This is a genomic window from Vibrio sp. 947, from assembly GCF_033339115.1.
GTDB classification, from domain to species: Bacteria; Pseudomonadota; Gammaproteobacteria; order Enterobacterales; family Vibrionaceae; genus Vibrio; species Vibrio alginolyticus.
On sequence record NZ_JAWOTX010000002.1, the window covers coordinates 97,335 to 113,422 of the forward strand.

The window sequence follows — 16,088 nt, forward strand, 5'->3', positions numbered from 1 at the left end:
GCGTAGCAGCATCGGTCGATGAATTTTATCTTTTTTCTATCTGATGAGAAATTGCCATCAACCTGTTAAGAAAACACAAAAACCGCTATATTTCAGCGGTTTACATATAAATTATATTTAATCGTTTGCGCTCACATTTTAGCCCTATGTGGACTGACTAGCAATGTTTTCAGCACGAGATTTGTGTATTTGAAGTCACATTTTGACTGCTAAATAACCAAGCGTCTTTGCGCTAAGTTAAGGCAAACGAATATTATACCCAAGTTACTTACAATTGGTCACTTTCGGCATACAGGAAGCCCGATAGGCAGGCTCCCTAAAAATAGGCGGCAATTATTCACCAAGAAGGTAGGCGCTGTCTAGTTTACAAAATGCAACTAATAGTTTCGCGACACTCGAGTAAAATCCAAATTCGTCGAATTGTTTACATTTGTCTGAAAACTGAGGTAACCAAGACATCAATTGTTGCTGGATAAAGTCGTTTTGTTTAACGAAGGCTTCTTCCATGTGTTTTTCTTGTTCAAGCTCGTTTGAGCGGATAATCATGTTCCCGAGAAAGTCGAGCTCAACGGCTAAGTGATCCGCAGGTTCCTTTAGGTTTTCGTCTACTTGAACGCCAAATTCAGCCATCAACTTTTCCATTTCCTCAGCTGGCTTGTCATTCAGTAAACCTGATTCACCAATGTACATGGATGCGTAAGGAAGAGCGCCGTATTTTTCTGTCTTCAAAAACAGTTCACAAAAGTCAGCTGCAAGCTCTAGTTGTGCATCTTCACGATCTTGTAACCGATTCAGCGCATCAACTAGGCTATCAACGGATGGTTTTAGCGACTCATTTTCACCTAAACCTGCGAGAAAACTGCGAATTTCAACACTGTGATAGGCTTCCAATTCTTTCTCTGTTAGTTCTTTTGCGAACAAGCTCGAAAACCACCAGTAAATTTCAGCGCGTTTTTCATTAAAAGCTTTCACTTCTTGCATTTTGGGCTCCTGAATGATGCTTCAAGTCATGCATCACAAAGTCAATTAGGGATATCCCCTAAGTGTAATCAATTAAAATGAATAGCAGTAACTATAATTGTTATGTTTTATGGTCAAAAATGACCGTTTGTTAATAGCAATGGGCAAGCTTGTTTTGAATCAATAAAAACGCTAAATCTTGCGTTTTAATGTATCTATGACTAGAAATGTTACTAGTTATGAATAGAATACGTCTTGGATAATAAGAAGACAGAAAAGTGGTGTAAATGAGCTATCACGTATTAGTCGTAGAAGATGATGTTGTAACTCGTAGTAAGCTTGCGGGATATTTCCAAAATGAGGGCTACCAAGTCAGCGAAGCAGAGAGTGGCGCAGAAATGCGTGAAGTTTTGCAAGCGGGCGATGTAGACCTGATCATGCTGGATATTAACCTGCCTGGTGAAGACGGCCTGATGCTTACTCGTGAGTTACGTAGCCAATCGGATATTGGTATCATATTAGTAACAGGACGCACGGATAGCATTGATAAAATCGTAGGCCTAGAAATGGGTGCTGACGATTATGTGACAAAACCTTTTGAACTGAGAGAGCTGTTAGTTCGCGTTAAAAACTTGCTGTGGCGTATTTCAGCAGCGCGCAGTGGCAGCTCGAAAGCGAATGAAACCAGTGAAGAGCACATTGTGCGCTTTGGGGAGTGGACATTCGACATTCAACGTCGCGCACTTAGCCGCAATGGTGAGCCAGTAAAACTAACTAAAGCAGAGTACGAACTTTTGGTGGCATTATCGTCTTACCCTAACCAGGTGTTAAGTCGTGAGCGTATTTTGAACATGATCAGCCATCGAGTTGATGCGCCGAATGACCGCACCATTGATGTTCTTATTCGACGTATGCGCGCAAAAATGGAGTTCGATCCTAAGAACCCACAGATTTTTGTAACGGTACACGGCGAAGGCTATATGTTTGCTGGTGACTAGTTTGAACATCACTAAATCGTAAAAAGAAAAAGGAGAGCTTCGGCTCTCCCTTTTTTGTGGCTTCAAGATAATACTAGTTTGCTTCAACCATTGGTGTTTGGCCGACAGTATCACGCAATCTTTGCCAAATGCTGCCCAAGTACTCATGCCAATAAAGCTCTGTTTGTTCTAAGTAACGCGCTTTAGGTGAGTATTTATCCCAAGGTTGACTTATCTCGCTAATAGCTAAGAAGTTGGTCGGAGCTGGGATTGGTTTAATGCCTGCTGCGTTGAACTCATACAATGCACGGCTCATGTGACTCGCAGAAGTGACTAACACAATCTCCTTTTGTTGAACGAATGCAGCCGCTTGACGCGCCTCTTCCCACGTATCTTTCGCATCTTCTAATAAAATGATATCGGATTTCGCGACTCCCAACGCAAGGGCAACGTTCGCCATCATTCGCGCGTGGCTAATTTCAGATCCGCCAGCATAGCCGGATAAGATTAATTTCGCGCCTGGATACATTCTTAAAATACGAATGCCCTCAGTTAAGCGCATTAATGCTGCACGGCTTAACTGCGAGGTGGGTGGAATTTCGTCATCGATAACATGACCATTCCCTAAAACCATCACGTAGTCGATGGTGCCAGAAACTGGCAAAAAGGCTTTATGCTCTCGCTCTAACGGCATAAGAAGCTTGGTTGAAACAGGTTGGAAGGCAACAAGAAAAATGCCAACAAAAGAGAATAGAACAACGAAGCAGCCAGTTTTACGTTTTGTAGTAAAACTAATGAGAGCAAGACCCAACAAGCCTATCAGCAGCAATGCCGGAAGGGGCATAAGCATGGCTGACACTACTTTTTTCAGCTCAAACATACATAAATAGTCCGAAAAAACATCAATTGATAATAAAAATGAGGGTATCCCTCTTTATTCCTGCTTTCCTTGTGCCAGAATAGCGGCACAATCCGTTATGATAACTCAGCAGAAGTGACAGAAGACCGCAATTTCGACGATATCGCCCACAAATTTGCAAAAAATATTTACGGCTCCGATAAAGGGGAGATCCGCCAAATCATTGTGTGGGAAGATTTTCTACAGATTCTAAGTGAATTAGATGCTGACCAGCAACCCCTAGAAGTGTTAGACGCTGGTGGTGGTTTGGCACAAATGTCGCAAAAGCTTGCTAAGCTCGGACATCGAATCGCTTTATGTGATCTATCTTCGGAAATGCTGCAGTTGGCTAAGCAGGATATTGAAAAAAACGGTTTGCTTGAGCAGTATCGCCTGATTCATTCGCCTGTCCAATCCATCGGTGAACATATGGATGGACAGGTCGATCTGGTTATGTTCCACGCTGTGATGGAGTGGCTGGTTGATCCTAAGGCCGCACTTGAAACAGTTCTTGAACAAGTCAAACCGGGAGGCATCGCATCAGTCATGTTCTACAACCACCACGGTTTAGTCTATAAAAACGTGGTTTGTGGCAACATTCCTCATATATTAGACGGCATGCCTCACCGAAAAAGATTTAAACTACAGCCGCAAAAAGGCTTAAAACCTGAAGAAGTCTACCAGTGGATAGAAAATTCAGGTTTTAATATTTGTGGCAAATCTGGTATTCGCTCATTTAGTGATTACATAGGCAATATGGAATACATGGGTGATTACGAGTTTGAAGATGTGTTGGCGCTAGAAAAACAACTTTGTCGACAAGAGCCATACCTCTCATTAGGCCGCTACATTCATGTGTGGGCTAAAAAGAACGATAAACAGGAATAACAATGAGTGAGATGACTCTCAATGCTGCAGAGCAACCAATCGATGAGCTGGTTGGCTGGGTTAAGCAGCACGATTTCTCGTTGAACCTGACCACAGAGCGATTGGCATTTTTGATAGCCATTGCCGTACTGAGTAATGAAAGGTTCGATGAAGAACTGGGTGAAGGTGAACTGCATGATGCATTTGCCATCGTCACTCGACTATTTGATGAGACCGGCGAAGCCTCCGCTTTTCGTGCGAACAATGCGATCAACGAGATGGTTAAGCAGCGTCTTATTAGCCGTTTTGTCAGTGAGATTACTGACGGAGCGAGCATTTACCGCTTGTCGCCATTAGCTATAGGAATAACCGACTACTACGTGCGTCACCGTGAGTTCTCGAAACTGCGTCTTTCTATCCAGCTATCCATGGTAGCGGATGAAATGGCGAAAGCGATTGAGGCAGCACAAAAAGGTGGCACACCGGGTCACTGGAAGAAAAACGTATACGGTGTTTTAAAATATTCTGTAGGCGAAATTTTCGATCAAATTGACCTCAACCAACGTGTTATGGATGAGCAGCAACAGTCAGTGAAACAACAGATTGCTGACCTGCTTAACAAGGACTGGCGCGAAGCGATCAACAACTGTGAAGCACTTCTGTCAGAAACATCAAGCACGTTGCGTGAACTTCAAGATACGCTGCAAGCCGCCAGTGATGAACTGCAAACTCAGATCCTCGATATTCAAGAAATTGTTTACGGTGACCCTGAGCTGGAGTTTATCGAAGAAGCCTTATTTGGTCTGCAAATGAAGCTGGACCGAATCACAAGCTGGGGCCAGCAATCGATCGACCTTTGGATTGGTTATGACCGACACGTGCACAAGTTTATTCGTACTGCAATCGATATGGATAAGAACCGTGCGTTTAGCTCGCGTCTGCGTCAATCCGTCAAAGATTACTTCGATGCGCCTTGGTATCTGACTTATGCAGATGCGGAGAGGCTTTCTGACCTTCGTGATGAGGCCCTAGTACTGCGTGATGACGAGGTCACGGGTCAAGTTCCGATGGAAGTAGAATACGAAGAGTTTCAACAAGTCAATGATGAGCTGTCTGAACGAATTGGTGACATGCTAAAAGCGCATAAAGGTCAAGGCACACCAATCGATTTGAGTGTGGTACTGCGAGATTACCTTGCACAGCACCCTTACACTCATCATTTTGATTTAGCTCGCATTATCGTCGATCAAGCTGTACGTCTAGGGTATTCAGAATCGGATTACCAAGCGATTCAACCAGACTGGAAAGCAATCAACGAATTTGGGGCAAAGGTACAAGCGAATGTCATCGACCGATACTAATGAATACATGTCAGAGAATCTGGCAAAAGCAATTTCTAACCCTCTGTTCCCAGCGCTAGACAGCATGCTTCGAGCAGGGCGTCATATCTCAAGTGAAGATCTAGACAACCACGCGTTGCTGTCGGATTTCGAACTTGAGCTTTCTTCTTTCTACCAACGCTACAACACCGAATTGGTGAAAGCGCCAGAAGGTTTCTTCTATCTTCGTCCTCGTTCAACGTCTCTGATTGGCCGTAGTGTTCTTTCTGAACTGGATATGCTGGTGGGTAAGGTACTGTGTTTCCTTTACCTAAGCCCAGAGCGTCTTGCGCACGAAGGCATCTTCACTAACCAAGAGCTGTACGACGAACTGCTTGCTCTAGCAGATGAAAACAAGCTGATGAAGCTAGTGACGAACCGTGCGACTGGTTCTGACCTTGATAAAGAAAAGCTGTTTGAAAAAGTGCGTACGTCACTTCGTCGTCTGCGTCGCCTAGGCATGATCATCAACATCGGTGAAACTGGTAAATTCAGCATCAGTGAAGCGGTATTCCGCTTTGGTGCCGATGTACGTATTGGCGATGACATGCGTGAAGCGCAGCTGCGTCTGATCCGGGATGGTGAAGCAGTAGTGCACACCAAAGAGCCAAGCCAAGGCAGCTTATTGTCTGAAGAAGATCAAGACGACCAAGCCCAAGAAGAAACAACAGAAGAGGGTGAAGCATGAGCATGATTGAACGCGGTAAATACCAATCGCTGACCATGGTCAACTGGAACGGCTTCTTTGCCCGTACGTTTGACATCGATGGTCTGGTCACCACGCTATCAGGTGGTAACGGTGCAGGTAAATCAACCACAATGGCGGCGTTCATCACCGCATTGATTCCTGACCAAACGCTGCTGCACTTCCGTAACACGACAGAAGCAGGCAGCAGCCAATCGTCTCGCGACAAAGGTTTGTACGGTAAGCTACAGCCGGGCGCATGTTATGCGGCGCTAGACGTGGTGAACTCACGTAACCAACGCCTATTGTTTGCAGTAAAACTGCAGCAAGTTGCGGGTCGTGATAAGAAAGTAGACATCAAACCGTTTGTGATCCAAGGTCTTCCAAGCCATGTGAAACCAACGGATATTTTGGTTGAAAGCGTATCTGCGACTCAAGCTCGTGTACGTCAAATCAACGAAGTAAAAGAATCGATCGCGGAATTTGAAGGCGTTCAGTTCAAAGCGTTCTCTTCTATCGTGGATTACCACGCACAAATGTTTGAATTCGGTGTGATTCCGAAGAAACTGCGTAACTCTGGTGACCGTTCTAAATTCTACCGCCTGATCGAAGCATCGCTTTACGGTGGTATCTCAAGTGCGATTACGCGCTCGCTACGTGACTACCTTTTGCCACAAAACGGCGGCGTGAAAAAAGCGTTCCAAGATATGGAATCGGCACTGCGTGAAAACCGCATGACGCTAGAAGCGATCAAAACCACGCAAGCAGATCGTGACTTGTTCAAACACTTGATTACAGAGTCGACCAACTACGTGGCCGCGGACTATATGCGCCATGCCAACGAGCGCCGTAAAAAACTAGAACAGACATTGTCTTTGCGTTCAGAGTTATTTGGTTCTCGCGAGACCTTGATTGAGCAAAACAATCTGCTTAACCGCGTTCAAGAAGAGCTGGAACTGCTGATCGAGTCAGAATCTTCTTTAGAGCAAGACTACCAAGCGGCTTCTGATCACTTGCAACTGGTGCAAAACGCGCTGCGTCAGCAAGAGAAGATCGAACGCTACCAAGAAGATCTTGAAGAGCTGAGCGAGCGTCTTGAAGAACAAATGATGGTAGTCGAAGAAGCGCAAGAACGCGTGATGATGGCTGAAGAGCAAGCTACCGTTGCAGAAGAAGAGGTGGATAGCCTTAAGACGCAACTTGCTGATTACCAGCAAGCTCTTGACGTTCAGCAAACTCGCGCCCTTCAATATCAACAAGCAGTTCAAGCGCTGGAGAAAGCGAAGCAACTACTTGGCGATGACAGCCTAACGGCGGAATCGGCTCAAGCGCTTGTCTCTGAGCTTAAGAACAAAGAGTCAGAAAGCACCAATGCGTTGCTATCGGTTAAGCACAAACTGGACATGTCTTCTGCAGCGGCAGAGCAGTTTGAAACCGCGCTTAAACTGGTACAAAGCATTGTTGGTCAAGTTGAGCGCAAAGACGCGTCTGAACATGCGAAAACCGCAATTGCGAAAGCGCGTGAGTCACAACAAATCGCACAAAACGAACAGCAATGGCGAGCACAACACCGTGATCTCGAACGCAGCCTTAACCAGCAGCGTCAAGCACGTGAACTGGTTGCTGAATACAAAAAGCAATATCACGTTGAACTAACCGATGAGGTTACGTTTGAACAAGAACGTGAACGTCATGCGACGCAAATCGAATCACTAGAGATAGCTCAAGAAGAAGTTCGTGATCAGCGTGGTGAACAGCGCCGTCTAGAGCAAAACGCGGCGGCAGAAATCAGTAAACTTGAAGCGATAGCGCCAGCTTGGATTGCGGCTAATGATGCGCTAGAGAAACTGAGAGAGCAGAGCGGGGCAGACCTTGAGGATCGCCATGCGGTAATGAACCACATGCAGGTTGTTCTTGAGCAAGAAAGGGAGCTGTCCTTAGCTAAAGATAAACTTGCTGAGCGTCGCAGTCAGCTTGACACTGAGATTGAACGTCTTGCTTCTCCTGGTGGTTCAAACGACCCTCGCCTGAAAGGTTTGGCTGATACTTTAGGCGGTGTATTACTGTCTGAGATCTACGATGACATCACGATTGATGATGCGCCTTACTTCAGTGCGATGTACGGTCCGGCTCGTCACGCTATCGTTGTTTCTGACCTGTCAGGTATCGAAGAGAAACTGGTAGAGCTAGACGACTGTCCAGAAGACTTGTACATCATTGAAGGTGACATCGATGCCTTTGATGACAGCTCGTTCGATGCAGAAGAGTTAGAGGGCGCGGTTTGTGTTCGCATGAACGATCGCCAAATGCGTTACTCTCGCTTGCCTGAGATCCCATTGTTTGGTCGTGCGGCACGTGAGCAGCGTCTAGAGTTGCTGCGTAACGAACGAGAAGAAGTGGTAGAGAAACACGCAAAAGCGGCGTTTGATTCTCAGAAAATGCAGCGCTTGTACCAAGCGTTTAACTTATTTGTGTCTAACCACATTCAGGTTGCTTTTGACGCCGATCCAGAACAAGCACTGGCAACTATTCGTGATAAGCGTAACCAAATTGCTCGCGTGCTGGCGGATCTGGATGCGAAAGAGCAACAACAACGTTCTCAGCTTCAAACCAGCAAGCAAGCGTTGTCTTCTCTGGACAAGCTAGCGTCACACATGGTGCTTGTTGAAGACGAGTCATTGCAAGCGCGTTTTGATGAGCTAGAAGAGAAAATCGCTCAGCTTGCAGAGGCAAAAAACTTCTTAAGCAACCATGCAAAAGCCGTCGCGCAATTAGAGAATATTGTGTCTGCACTTGATGCTGACCCAGAGCAATTCGATGCACTAGAAGCAGAATACAAAGCGGCAGACGTGCGGCTACAAGATCTTAAGAAGCAAATCTTTGCACTCTCGGATCTCGTTGAACGTCGTCACTACTTCGCTTACTCTGATTCAGTAGACCTACTGAACAAGAGTAGCGAACTGAGTGAGCAGCTAAAAGCTAAACTGGTTCAAGCTGAAAAAATGCGTACTCGCTCTCGTGAAGAGTTGAAGCAATCGCAAGGTCAAATGAACCAATACAACCAAGTATTAGCTTCATTGAAGAGTTCACACCAAGCGAAACTGGAAACGGTTCAAGAGTTCAAACAAGAGCTTCAAGAGTTTGGCGTGAACGCGGACGAAGGTGCTGAAGAACGTGCAATGCGTCGTCGTGATGAATTGCATGAGCGTCTACACACGTCTCGTAGCCGTAAGAGCGAATACGAGCGCACAATCACCTCTACTGAACTAGAGATGAAAGGCTTGGCGAAACGTCTGAAGAAAGTTCAGAAAGAATACGTTGAGCTACGTACCTTTGTGGTTGCAGCGAAAGCTGGCTGGTGCTCTGTACTTCGTCTGGCGCGCGAGAACGATGTTGAACGTCGTCTACACAAGCGTGAACTGGCTTACATGTCAGCGGATGAACTGCGTTCGATGTCGGATAAATCACTGGGTGCGCTGCGTCTAGCGGTTGCGAACAATGACGACCTGCGTGATGCGCTGCGTCTATCAGAAGACAACGCTCGCCCAGAGCGTAAAGTTCTGTTCTATATTGCTGTATACCAACACCTTCGTGAGCGTATTCGTCAGGATATCATCCGTACTGATGACCCAGTTGAAGCAATCGAAGAGATGGAAGTCGAGCTGGCGCGTCTAACGGAAGAGCTAACGCAACGTGAAAACCGTCTAGCGATCAGCTCTGAGTCGGTAGCGAGCATCATCAAGAAGACGATTCAGCGTGAGCAAAACCGTATTCGTATGCTGAATCAAGGCTTGTCGAACATTTCGTTTGGTCAGGTGAAGGGCGTACGTCTAAACGTGAAGATCCGCGAAAGTCACGAAGTGCTACTGAACGGTCTAGCGACACAACAAGAGCAGCACAAAGACCTGTTTGAATCGACTCGCTTTACTTTCTCCGAAGCAATGGCGAAGCTGTTCCAACGTGTGAACCCACATATCGATATGGGTCAACGTTCTCCTCAGGTTTTGGGTGAAGAGCTACTGGATTACCGTAACTACCTAGAGCTAAGTGTAGAAGTGAACCGTGGTACAGATGGTTGGCTACAGGCTGAGTCTGGCGCGCTATCAACAGGTGAGGCGATCGGTACTGGTCAGTCAATCCTACTGATGGTTGTTCAAAGCTGGGAAGAAGAATCACGCCGCCTGCGCAGTAAAGACATTGTGCCTTGTCGTCTGCTGTTCTTAGATGAAGCAGCGCGTCTGGATGCGAAATCGATCGCGACATTGTTCGAATTGTGTGACCGTCTGGATATGCAGCTTCTTATCGCGGCACCAGAAAACATCAGCCCAGAGAAAGGTACGACCTACAAACTGGTGCGTAAGGTGTTTAAAGACCACGAACACGTACACGTAGTGGGTCTGCGCGGTTTTGGTCAAACGGATAAGCCTAAGACCGAAGCACAAGAGATGATTGAAGAGTTTGAATCGTAAACTTCGAATCTAACAAAACGCCCGCAATGAACGCGGGCGTTTTTGTATCTGTTTACGAGGCAGGCTTCGAAATACATAAGATAAGCCGAGACTGTAGGACGGCAGTCTCGGCTTATTAACGGAACTTAATGAGGAAGCGACGTTTATTCCTCTGGAATATCGTCCCTGACTTCGATCATTTCAGCAAGCTCTTCAAGTGCTTGGACAGAAAGCTCAGACAAGCGTTGTAGGTGTTGGTCTAAGCTCTCTTGTTCTTCAAGCTCTGGTTCATCATTATTTGTTTCTTTTATTAGCATTTCCCAACCTCTCAAGTTGAGTAAGGGGAGCTCTCATCATACTCAAAAGGCAAAGTAGAAAAGAAACGATCTATGTTGATTTTGTTAGCTCGATCATTGATTCAACTTATATATGAGAAGGATGTGTTTAATAAGGAGAGCAACTGCAAGGTTTTTGGATGCGGGAACAAAAACGCCAGTAATCATGACAATTACTGGCGAGTAATAACGAACATTATGTCGGAGGGTTAGAACAACGGCTTCACACCGAACTGCTCTGCCGCGTAAGCGACGCGTTCAATCGGTTTTGGATACTCAGCAGGTGTGCCAAGGCTCTCTATGTGTTTCAAACGAGGAAGCAAGCCTGCACCATTAGCGATTTGGATTGCCAGACCAGGGCGAGCGTTAAGCTCTAAAACCATAGGTCCTTCATCTTTATCCAGCACCATATCCGTACCCATGTATCCCAAACCTGTCATTTCCCAGGCACTTGACGCAAGCTCCAGCAAGCGCTCCCAATGCGGTACTTGAAGGGTCGAAAGGTCTTTACCTGTATCAGGGTGATGAGTAACTGGATGATCGAACTGCACCGCTCTGACGGCTTTACCTGTCGCGATGTCAATGCCTACTCCTACGGCACCTTGGTGAAGGTTTGCTTTGCCGTCGGAAGCCGCTGTAGAACAGCGCATCATCGCCATAACTGGATAACCTTTAAATACGATGATCCGAACATCTGGTACGCCTTCATAACTGAAGCCATCAAAACAGTCATCAAACTTGATTAAGTTTTCAACCACAGCAACGTCATTTTTACCACCAAGAGAGAAAAGGCCAGCAAGCGCATTACTAATGTGACGCTCGACCTCATCCCTACCAATTGTAGAGCCGGAGGGTTTGGTATATACCCCGTTTTTGTGAGACGTAACAACCAGAATGCCTTTACCGCCACTACCTTGTGCAGGTTTGATTACAAAACCAGGCCAGTTCTCAACCATTTTGTGGATAGTCTTAACTTCAGCTTGGTTGTGAATGACACCGATCAGGGCAGGAACGGTTGCTCCTGCTGCCTGTGCAATAATTTTGGTCTTTAGCTTGTCATCGACAAGTGGGTATTTAGAACGATCATTGTAACGGCCAATATAGCTGTGGTTACGCTTGTTCATCCCCATAATGCCTTTATGGCGAAGCTTAGACGGCGAAGTAAAACTTTCGAACATCGTTTAGTCCTCCGCTAGTGGTTTGAAGCGTCGTAGCTCAGTGAGGCGGTAACCTGTGTAAGTACCTAGTAATAGAATACCGGCCAGAACAATCAACTGTAGACCAATGAAGTTAAAGGTTAAGTGTTGAATGTATGAGTTCGTCATTGCAAGGTAAACTAATACCGCTGTCAGCAATGAACCACCACCTTGCAGAGCAACTTCCTTCGCACCTTCTTCTTCCCATAGGATTGACATACGTTCAATCGTCCAAGACAAGATGATCATAGGGAAGAAGGTAATTGTTAGGCCTTCTGTTAAGCCCATTTTAAACGCAACAACGGTGAACACCGAGATGATCATAATAACGGTAATAATGACCGCAGATATCCTTGCTACCAGCAATAAGTTCAACCTAGACAAATAGCTTCGAATAATCAGGCCTGTACCTACAATTAGCAAGAAACCGACAATACCCGTTAATAGTTGAGTTTGAACAAAAGCAACGGCAATCAACACAGGCATGAAGGTACCGGATGTTTTCAGGCCGATAATCACACGCAAGAACACAACGATCAGAGCACCAATAGGGATGAGCATGATGGTTTTGAACATCGCTTGCTCTTCCAAAGGTAGGCTATGAATTGAAATATTCAGTAATCCATCTGCTTCTATTTTGTTGTTTGTAGCTTGTTGTGGTGTCATTTCTTGCTTAATCATCGAGAAATGCACTTGGCTATTTTTACCACCAACAAGGTCAAGTAAGGACACGTTTGATTCATCCCACACTAACAAGTTGGGTTTCACTGCTTTTTGTTCGGATTTTGGCGAAAACAGTACCCAATCTTTACCTGACCAAACCTGAACCATTGGTTGAATTGTTTGGCGTCGACGACCATCTTCTAGTTCGATAACACCGACGGTTTTGCTCTGTATACCTGCGGTAAGCAAAATATTATGCAGTGCATCAGTACGGCTGAAATCGTTCAGTAGTAGCGACGAGTTTTGGCTATCTGGGTCATTAAGCGCTTTGATAAGCTCACGAGTAAACGTCACATTATCGGCTGAGCGACTCATCGCACGTTCGATAAGGGCATTTGCCGCTGCTGCTTGTGGTGCTGATAGCGTTGGTGGCGTAATGTCTTCCGTTGGCGGTAAAGGAGTGACTTTAGCCTGAGGGTCTACTAAGAACTGGGCTTTGTAGTATATGGTTTGTGGCCCTTGAGCTTGGCGAATTGACCATTCTGCACGACGGCCTGAATCGTCATTGATGTAGGAAACGCCATAACCTGATGAGGAAGCAGATTCACCGATAAGTGTGTAACCACTTTGTGTATGAGGTGCTGCAAGTGACGCTTTTACTTCGTTGCCGTTAGCATTGAACTCAATACGAGCTTCTACATCCCACACCTGGCGAGTTTCGCCTGGCGTCCAAGGCACGCCGTAGTTTTCATGCCTGAAAACACTCAGAGCAATGCCCGCAATCACCAATAAGATGATAGAAAGGTAAAACGGTATTTTTGACGTCATAATCTACCTTATTATTTTTTATCTTCGTCCGTTTGGATATAGGTACGACTTACATCGACAAGTGCTATGTCGCGCATAAATTCTCTACCCAGTAAAATAGGATGGTTCATATGTGAGCGATCTGCCAACGTAAATTGCGCTTTTTCATGAATTTTTCCAACGCGCACCCAAAGTTCTACCACAGCGCGGCGTTCTAACTCTTCACTGGTAACCTGGCGGATTTTGACGTAGCGAATGACAGGAGCTTCGATCCAAGTACTTTTCTCTTCTTCGGATTTACTGGTGTCTGCTAAGTGGAATCGGACCCATTTTTTGCCATTTCTTTCGAACTCTTCAATATCAACGGCATTTAAAGACGACGTCGCGGCACCAGTGTCGATACGTGCATCAAAAGTTTGCTTAATCGACTCTACCGTGACCTTTTCGATAGAGCCAAGGACAATATCGTGAGTTGGGGTTGGTTCCACAGGAGCGGGAGATTGGACAATAATCGGCTCTTTCGGTTTTTTTACTTCTGCCATTGCTTCATCGCGAAATGTAAGAAGTTCAACCTGTAGTTTATCGACTTGTTCTTCAAGGCTGTCGATATAGTCCGATTGGTTGCTGAGCTGTAGCTCTAGGTTGGTAATGCGATTATTGACATTCGCTTCTGAATTTTGAATCGCCGCTAACGTTTCTTGGTGGTACTGTTCGCCTTTGGTTAGTGAGCATCCAGATAGTAAGGCGATGGCAACAATCGGGGTCAATCGTAATAACATTGAAAACCTTGGGATTGGATTAAGTTGTTTATTTTTTAGGAGTTTAGCTTATATCGATAAAGCCTCACAAGTAAGAATGTTTCTCTATTACTTATTGTTTGAGGAATAGTGATGAAAAGCCAAAAATCAAGGACATAAAAGCGCATCCTTATTTAGAGCGTGCTTATATTTTGACGTGAAAAATGGATTCAAAAAACAAACTCGCTCATTACGAGGAAAGAGGGTAATGTCTTAACTCGTAAAATGAGTTAAGACAATGTCAGGAATCTCAGCGAATTATGATTTGCGAGCGACAAGAACCGCGCGGCGAGGGGCAGGGTAGCCTTCTACAGTCTTGCTTGGGTCGTTCGGATCTAAGTAGTCAGGTAGAGAGTTATGCGTCATCCAATCTGTGGTACGTTGTTCGTCTACGGACGTGATGTTTTCATCAACGATACGAACATCTTCAAAACCGACCAATTCTAGCCACACTTTTAGGGCTTTTGCTGAAGGGAAGAAATAGACATTACGCATTTGCGCGTAACGAGAAGTCGGGACCAGTACTGCATTCTCATCACCTTCAATCACGAGTGTTTCCAATACGAGTTCACCTCCAGATACTAATTGATCTTTTAGTTGCACTAAATGATCGAGAGGCGAGCGGCGATGGTAAAGCACGCCCATGCTGAATACCGTATCGAACGCTTCTAACTTAGGTAGTTGTTCAATGCCCAATGGCAATAAGTGTGCACGTTGGTCATCGCCCATTAGTTTACGAATTGCTTCGAACTGAATCAGGAACAGGTGAGATGGATCGATACCGACAGTTAAGCGTGCACCTTCGCCTAGCATGCGCCACATGTGGTAGCCGTTACCACAACCTACATCGAGTACGCTGCGATTCTTTAATGGAGAAATATGTGGAAGCACGCGGTCCCATTTCCAATCACTGCGCCACTCAGTATCAATATGGATGCCGTGTACGTGGTATGGGCCTTTGCGCCAAGGATGGAATGTACGAAGTAAGCTTTCTAGCTTTTTAAGTTCCCCTTGAGGCATCGGCTCATTGTTTGAAATCGTGACAGAATCAACAATGTCGATGTTGTCCGGTCTACCCGCTGGGATTTTGTTCAGGGCTTTCAACCAGCGACCAAAGTCACCGTGCTCTGCATTTTGCCAATCCGTTAGCTGTTGTGGAAGCACATTAAGCCAAGGTTGAAGACGAGTGTCTTGGGCAATCAATTGGTAGAAATTTGCAAAGTTAAACATAGTTAGTTAATCGCTGAGTTGATGGGTATAAATTATTAACAAAAGCCGAAATCGGTATGGTTCAGGTTTGGTATGCATGGTCTATTTAATCGCGAACATGGAGCCGAAGTTAAAGCATTGGAACCAAACATCGTAGCTAGAAAAGCCAATTTTAGCGAAACGCTCTTTATGTTCTTTCTTTGAATCTGGGCGCATTACGTTTTCTATCGCGCTGCGCTTTTGGCTGATTTCTAGTTCGCTATAACCATTCGCACGTTTAAAGTCGTGGTGAAGGTCAATTAACAGTTCGTTCGACACTTCATCTTCGAAGACGAATTTCTCAGATAGAATCAAAATGCCACCCGGACGCAGGCCAGCGTAAATTTTTTCGAGCAAGGAGTAACGATCTTCTGGAGAGAGGAATTGCAAAGTGAAGTTCAACACCACCACTGACGCGTTTTCAATTTCGATATTGCGAATGTCTGCTTCTACTACATCCACAGGAGTGTCACTGCGGTAAGCGTTGACGTGAAGTTTACAACGCTCAACCATTGCAGGAGAGTTGTCCACTGCGATGATTTGGCAACCTTCTTGTTTGATATGGCGACGCATAGACAATGTTGCAGCACCCAAAGAACAGCCAAGGTCATAGATGTTTGAGTGAGGTTTTACAAAACGCTCTGCCAGCATACCGATTGCAGAAATGATATTGCTGTAACCCGGTACCGATCGTTGAATCATGTCAGGAAATACTTCCGCTACGCGTTCATCGAACGTGAAATCCCCAATTTTATCGATTGGAGCCGAAAAAATAGTATCTGGATTGCTCTTAGGGTTCATAACTAAGTCTCTGCATACAAGCCGCCT

The 16,088-nt window shown here is 45.5% G+C and carries 13 protein-coding genes; 5 read left to right on the top strand and 8 right to left on the bottom strand.

All coding sequences use genetic code 11. From position 1 onward, the window contains the following. Positions 1-333: 333 nt before the first annotated feature. Entirely contained in the window at positions 334-981 is a 648-nt protein-coding gene (torD, locus tag R7Q39_RS02985) for a molecular chaperone TorD (protein WP_262665530.1), read from the bottom strand. Between the two features lie 266 nt (positions 982-1,247). Here torD and torR point away from each other — a divergent pair, with 266 nt between their 5' ends. After that, positions 1,248-1,958 carry a two-component system response regulator TorR gene (gene torR, locus R7Q39_RS02990; protein WP_005378370.1) on the top strand — a complete coding sequence of 237 codons (711 nt, stop codon included), beginning with the start codon at positions 1,248-1,250 and terminating at the stop codon, positions 1,956-1,958. A 73-nt stretch (positions 1,959-2,031) separates the two neighbouring features. On the opposite strand, the gene elyC is transcribed toward torR, so the two are convergent. Then, positions 2,032-2,817, bottom strand: coding sequence for an envelope biogenesis factor ElyC (gene elyC / locus R7Q39_RS02995; protein WP_005387893.1), 786 nt, complete (start codon positions 2,815-2,817; stop codon positions 2,032-2,034). A gap of 114 nt (positions 2,818-2,931) precedes the next feature. On the opposite strand from elyC, the gene cmoM reads away from it, so the two are divergent. Genes cmoM through mukB form a run of 4 tightly spaced genes read left to right on the top strand, consistent with a single transcriptional unit; the run spans position 2,932 to position 10,235 of the window. Beyond that, complete coding sequence (gene cmoM, locus R7Q39_RS03000; RefSeq protein ID WP_025766915.1) at positions 2,932-3,723, top strand: tRNA uridine 5-oxyacetic acid(34) methyltransferase CmoM; 792 nt, start codon at positions 2,932-2,934, stop codon at positions 3,721-3,723. 2 nt (positions 3,724-3,725) lie between these two features. After that, positions 3,726-5,063, top strand: a complete 1,338-nt coding sequence (gene mukF, locus R7Q39_RS03005; RefSeq protein WP_318075767.1) for a chromosome partition protein MukF — start codon at positions 3,726-3,728, stop codon at positions 5,061-5,063. Further along, positions 5,044-5,769, top strand: coding sequence for a chromosome partition protein MukE (gene mukE / locus R7Q39_RS03010; protein ID WP_005378379.1), 726 nt, complete (start codon positions 5,044-5,046; stop codon positions 5,767-5,769). The genes mukF and mukE overlap by 20 nt, the downstream gene beginning before the upstream one ends. A gap of 2 nt (positions 5,770-5,771) precedes the next feature. Continuing rightward, positions 5,772-10,235 carry a chromosome partition protein MukB gene (gene mukB, locus R7Q39_RS03015; protein ID WP_262672055.1) on the top strand — a complete coding sequence of 1,488 codons (4,464 nt, stop codon included), beginning with the start codon at positions 5,772-5,774 and terminating at the stop codon, positions 10,233-10,235. A gap of 143 nt (positions 10,236-10,378) precedes the next feature. On the opposite strand, the gene R7Q39_RS03020 is transcribed toward mukB, so the two are convergent. The 6 genes from R7Q39_RS03020 to cmoA form a co-directional block, all read right to left on the bottom strand. Then, positions 10,379-10,531: a hypothetical protein gene (locus R7Q39_RS03020; RefSeq protein ID WP_005378381.1), complete on the bottom strand. Its 153-nt coding sequence runs from the start codon at positions 10,529-10,531 to the stop codon at positions 10,379-10,381. 227 nt (positions 10,532-10,758) lie between these two features. Continuing rightward, positions 10,759-11,727: an alpha-L-glutamate ligase-like protein gene (locus tag R7Q39_RS03025; RefSeq protein WP_005378387.1), complete on the bottom strand. Its 969-nt coding sequence runs from the start codon at positions 11,725-11,727 to the stop codon at positions 10,759-10,761. A 3-nt stretch (positions 11,728-11,730) separates the two neighbouring features. Next, a complete protein-coding gene (locus R7Q39_RS03030) occupies positions 11,731-13,236 on the bottom strand; it encodes an inactive transglutaminase family protein (protein ID WP_005378389.1) in 1,506 nt (501 codons plus the stop codon). Positions 13,237-13,247: 11 nt separating this feature from the next. Then, on the bottom strand, positions 13,248-13,994 hold the full coding sequence (locus tag R7Q39_RS03035) for an ATP-dependent zinc protease (RefSeq protein ID WP_005378391.1): 747 nt from the start codon (positions 13,992-13,994) through the stop codon (positions 13,248-13,250). Positions 13,995-14,270: 276 nt separating this feature from the next. Continuing rightward, complete coding sequence (cmoB, locus tag R7Q39_RS03040) at positions 14,271-15,242, bottom strand: tRNA 5-methoxyuridine(34)/uridine 5-oxyacetic acid(34) synthase CmoB (protein ID WP_005387902.1); 972 nt, start codon at positions 15,240-15,242, stop codon at positions 14,271-14,273. An 81-nt stretch (positions 15,243-15,323) separates the two neighbouring features. Next, entirely contained in the window at positions 15,324-16,061 is a 738-nt protein-coding gene (cmoA, locus tag R7Q39_RS03045; RefSeq protein ID WP_017635063.1) for a carboxy-S-adenosyl-L-methionine synthase CmoA, read from the bottom strand. Positions 16,062-16,088: the final 27 nt, after the last annotated feature.

Excerpts from the sequence above, each read along its gene's own strand:
- mukB (WP_262672055.1), top strand. The coding sequence starts at position 5,772 with ATGATTGAACGCGGTAAATACCAATCGCTGACCATGGTCAACTGGAAC.
- cmoA (WP_017635063.1), bottom strand. The coding sequence starts at position 16,061 with ATGAACCCTAAGAGCAATCCAGATACTATTTTTTCGGCTCCAATCGAT.
- mukE (WP_005378379.1), top strand. The coding sequence starts at position 5,044 with ATGTCATCGACCGATACTAATGAATACATGTCAGAGAATCTGGCAAAA.
- R7Q39_RS03020 (WP_005378381.1), bottom strand. The coding sequence starts at position 10,531 with ATGCTAATAAAAGAAACAAATAATGATGAACCAGAGCTTGAAGAACAA.
- elyC (WP_005387893.1), bottom strand. The coding sequence starts at position 2,817 with ATGTTTGAGCTGAAAAAAGTAGTGTCAGCCATGCTTATGCCCCTTCCG.
- torR (WP_005378370.1), top strand. The coding sequence starts at position 1,248 with ATGAGCTATCACGTATTAGTCGTAGAAGATGATGTTGTAACTCGTAGT.
- torD (WP_262665530.1), bottom strand. The coding sequence starts at position 981 with ATGCAAGAAGTGAAAGCTTTTAATGAAAAACGCGCTGAAATTTACTGG.
- R7Q39_RS03030 (WP_005378389.1), bottom strand. The coding sequence starts at position 13,236 with ATGACGTCAAAAATACCGTTTTACCTTTCTATCATCTTATTGGTGATT.
- cmoB (WP_005387902.1), bottom strand. The coding sequence starts at position 15,242 with ATGTTTAACTTTGCAAATTTCTACCAATTGATTGCCCAAGACACTCGT.
- R7Q39_RS03025 (WP_005378387.1), bottom strand. The coding sequence starts at position 11,727 with ATGTTCGAAAGTTTTACTTCGCCGTCTAAGCTTCGCCATAAAGGCATT.
- mukF (WP_318075767.1), top strand. The coding sequence starts at position 3,726 with ATGAGTGAGATGACTCTCAATGCTGCAGAGCAACCAATCGATGAGCTG.
- R7Q39_RS03035 (WP_005378391.1), bottom strand. The coding sequence starts at position 13,994 with ATGTTATTACGATTGACCCCGATTGTTGCCATCGCCTTACTATCTGGA.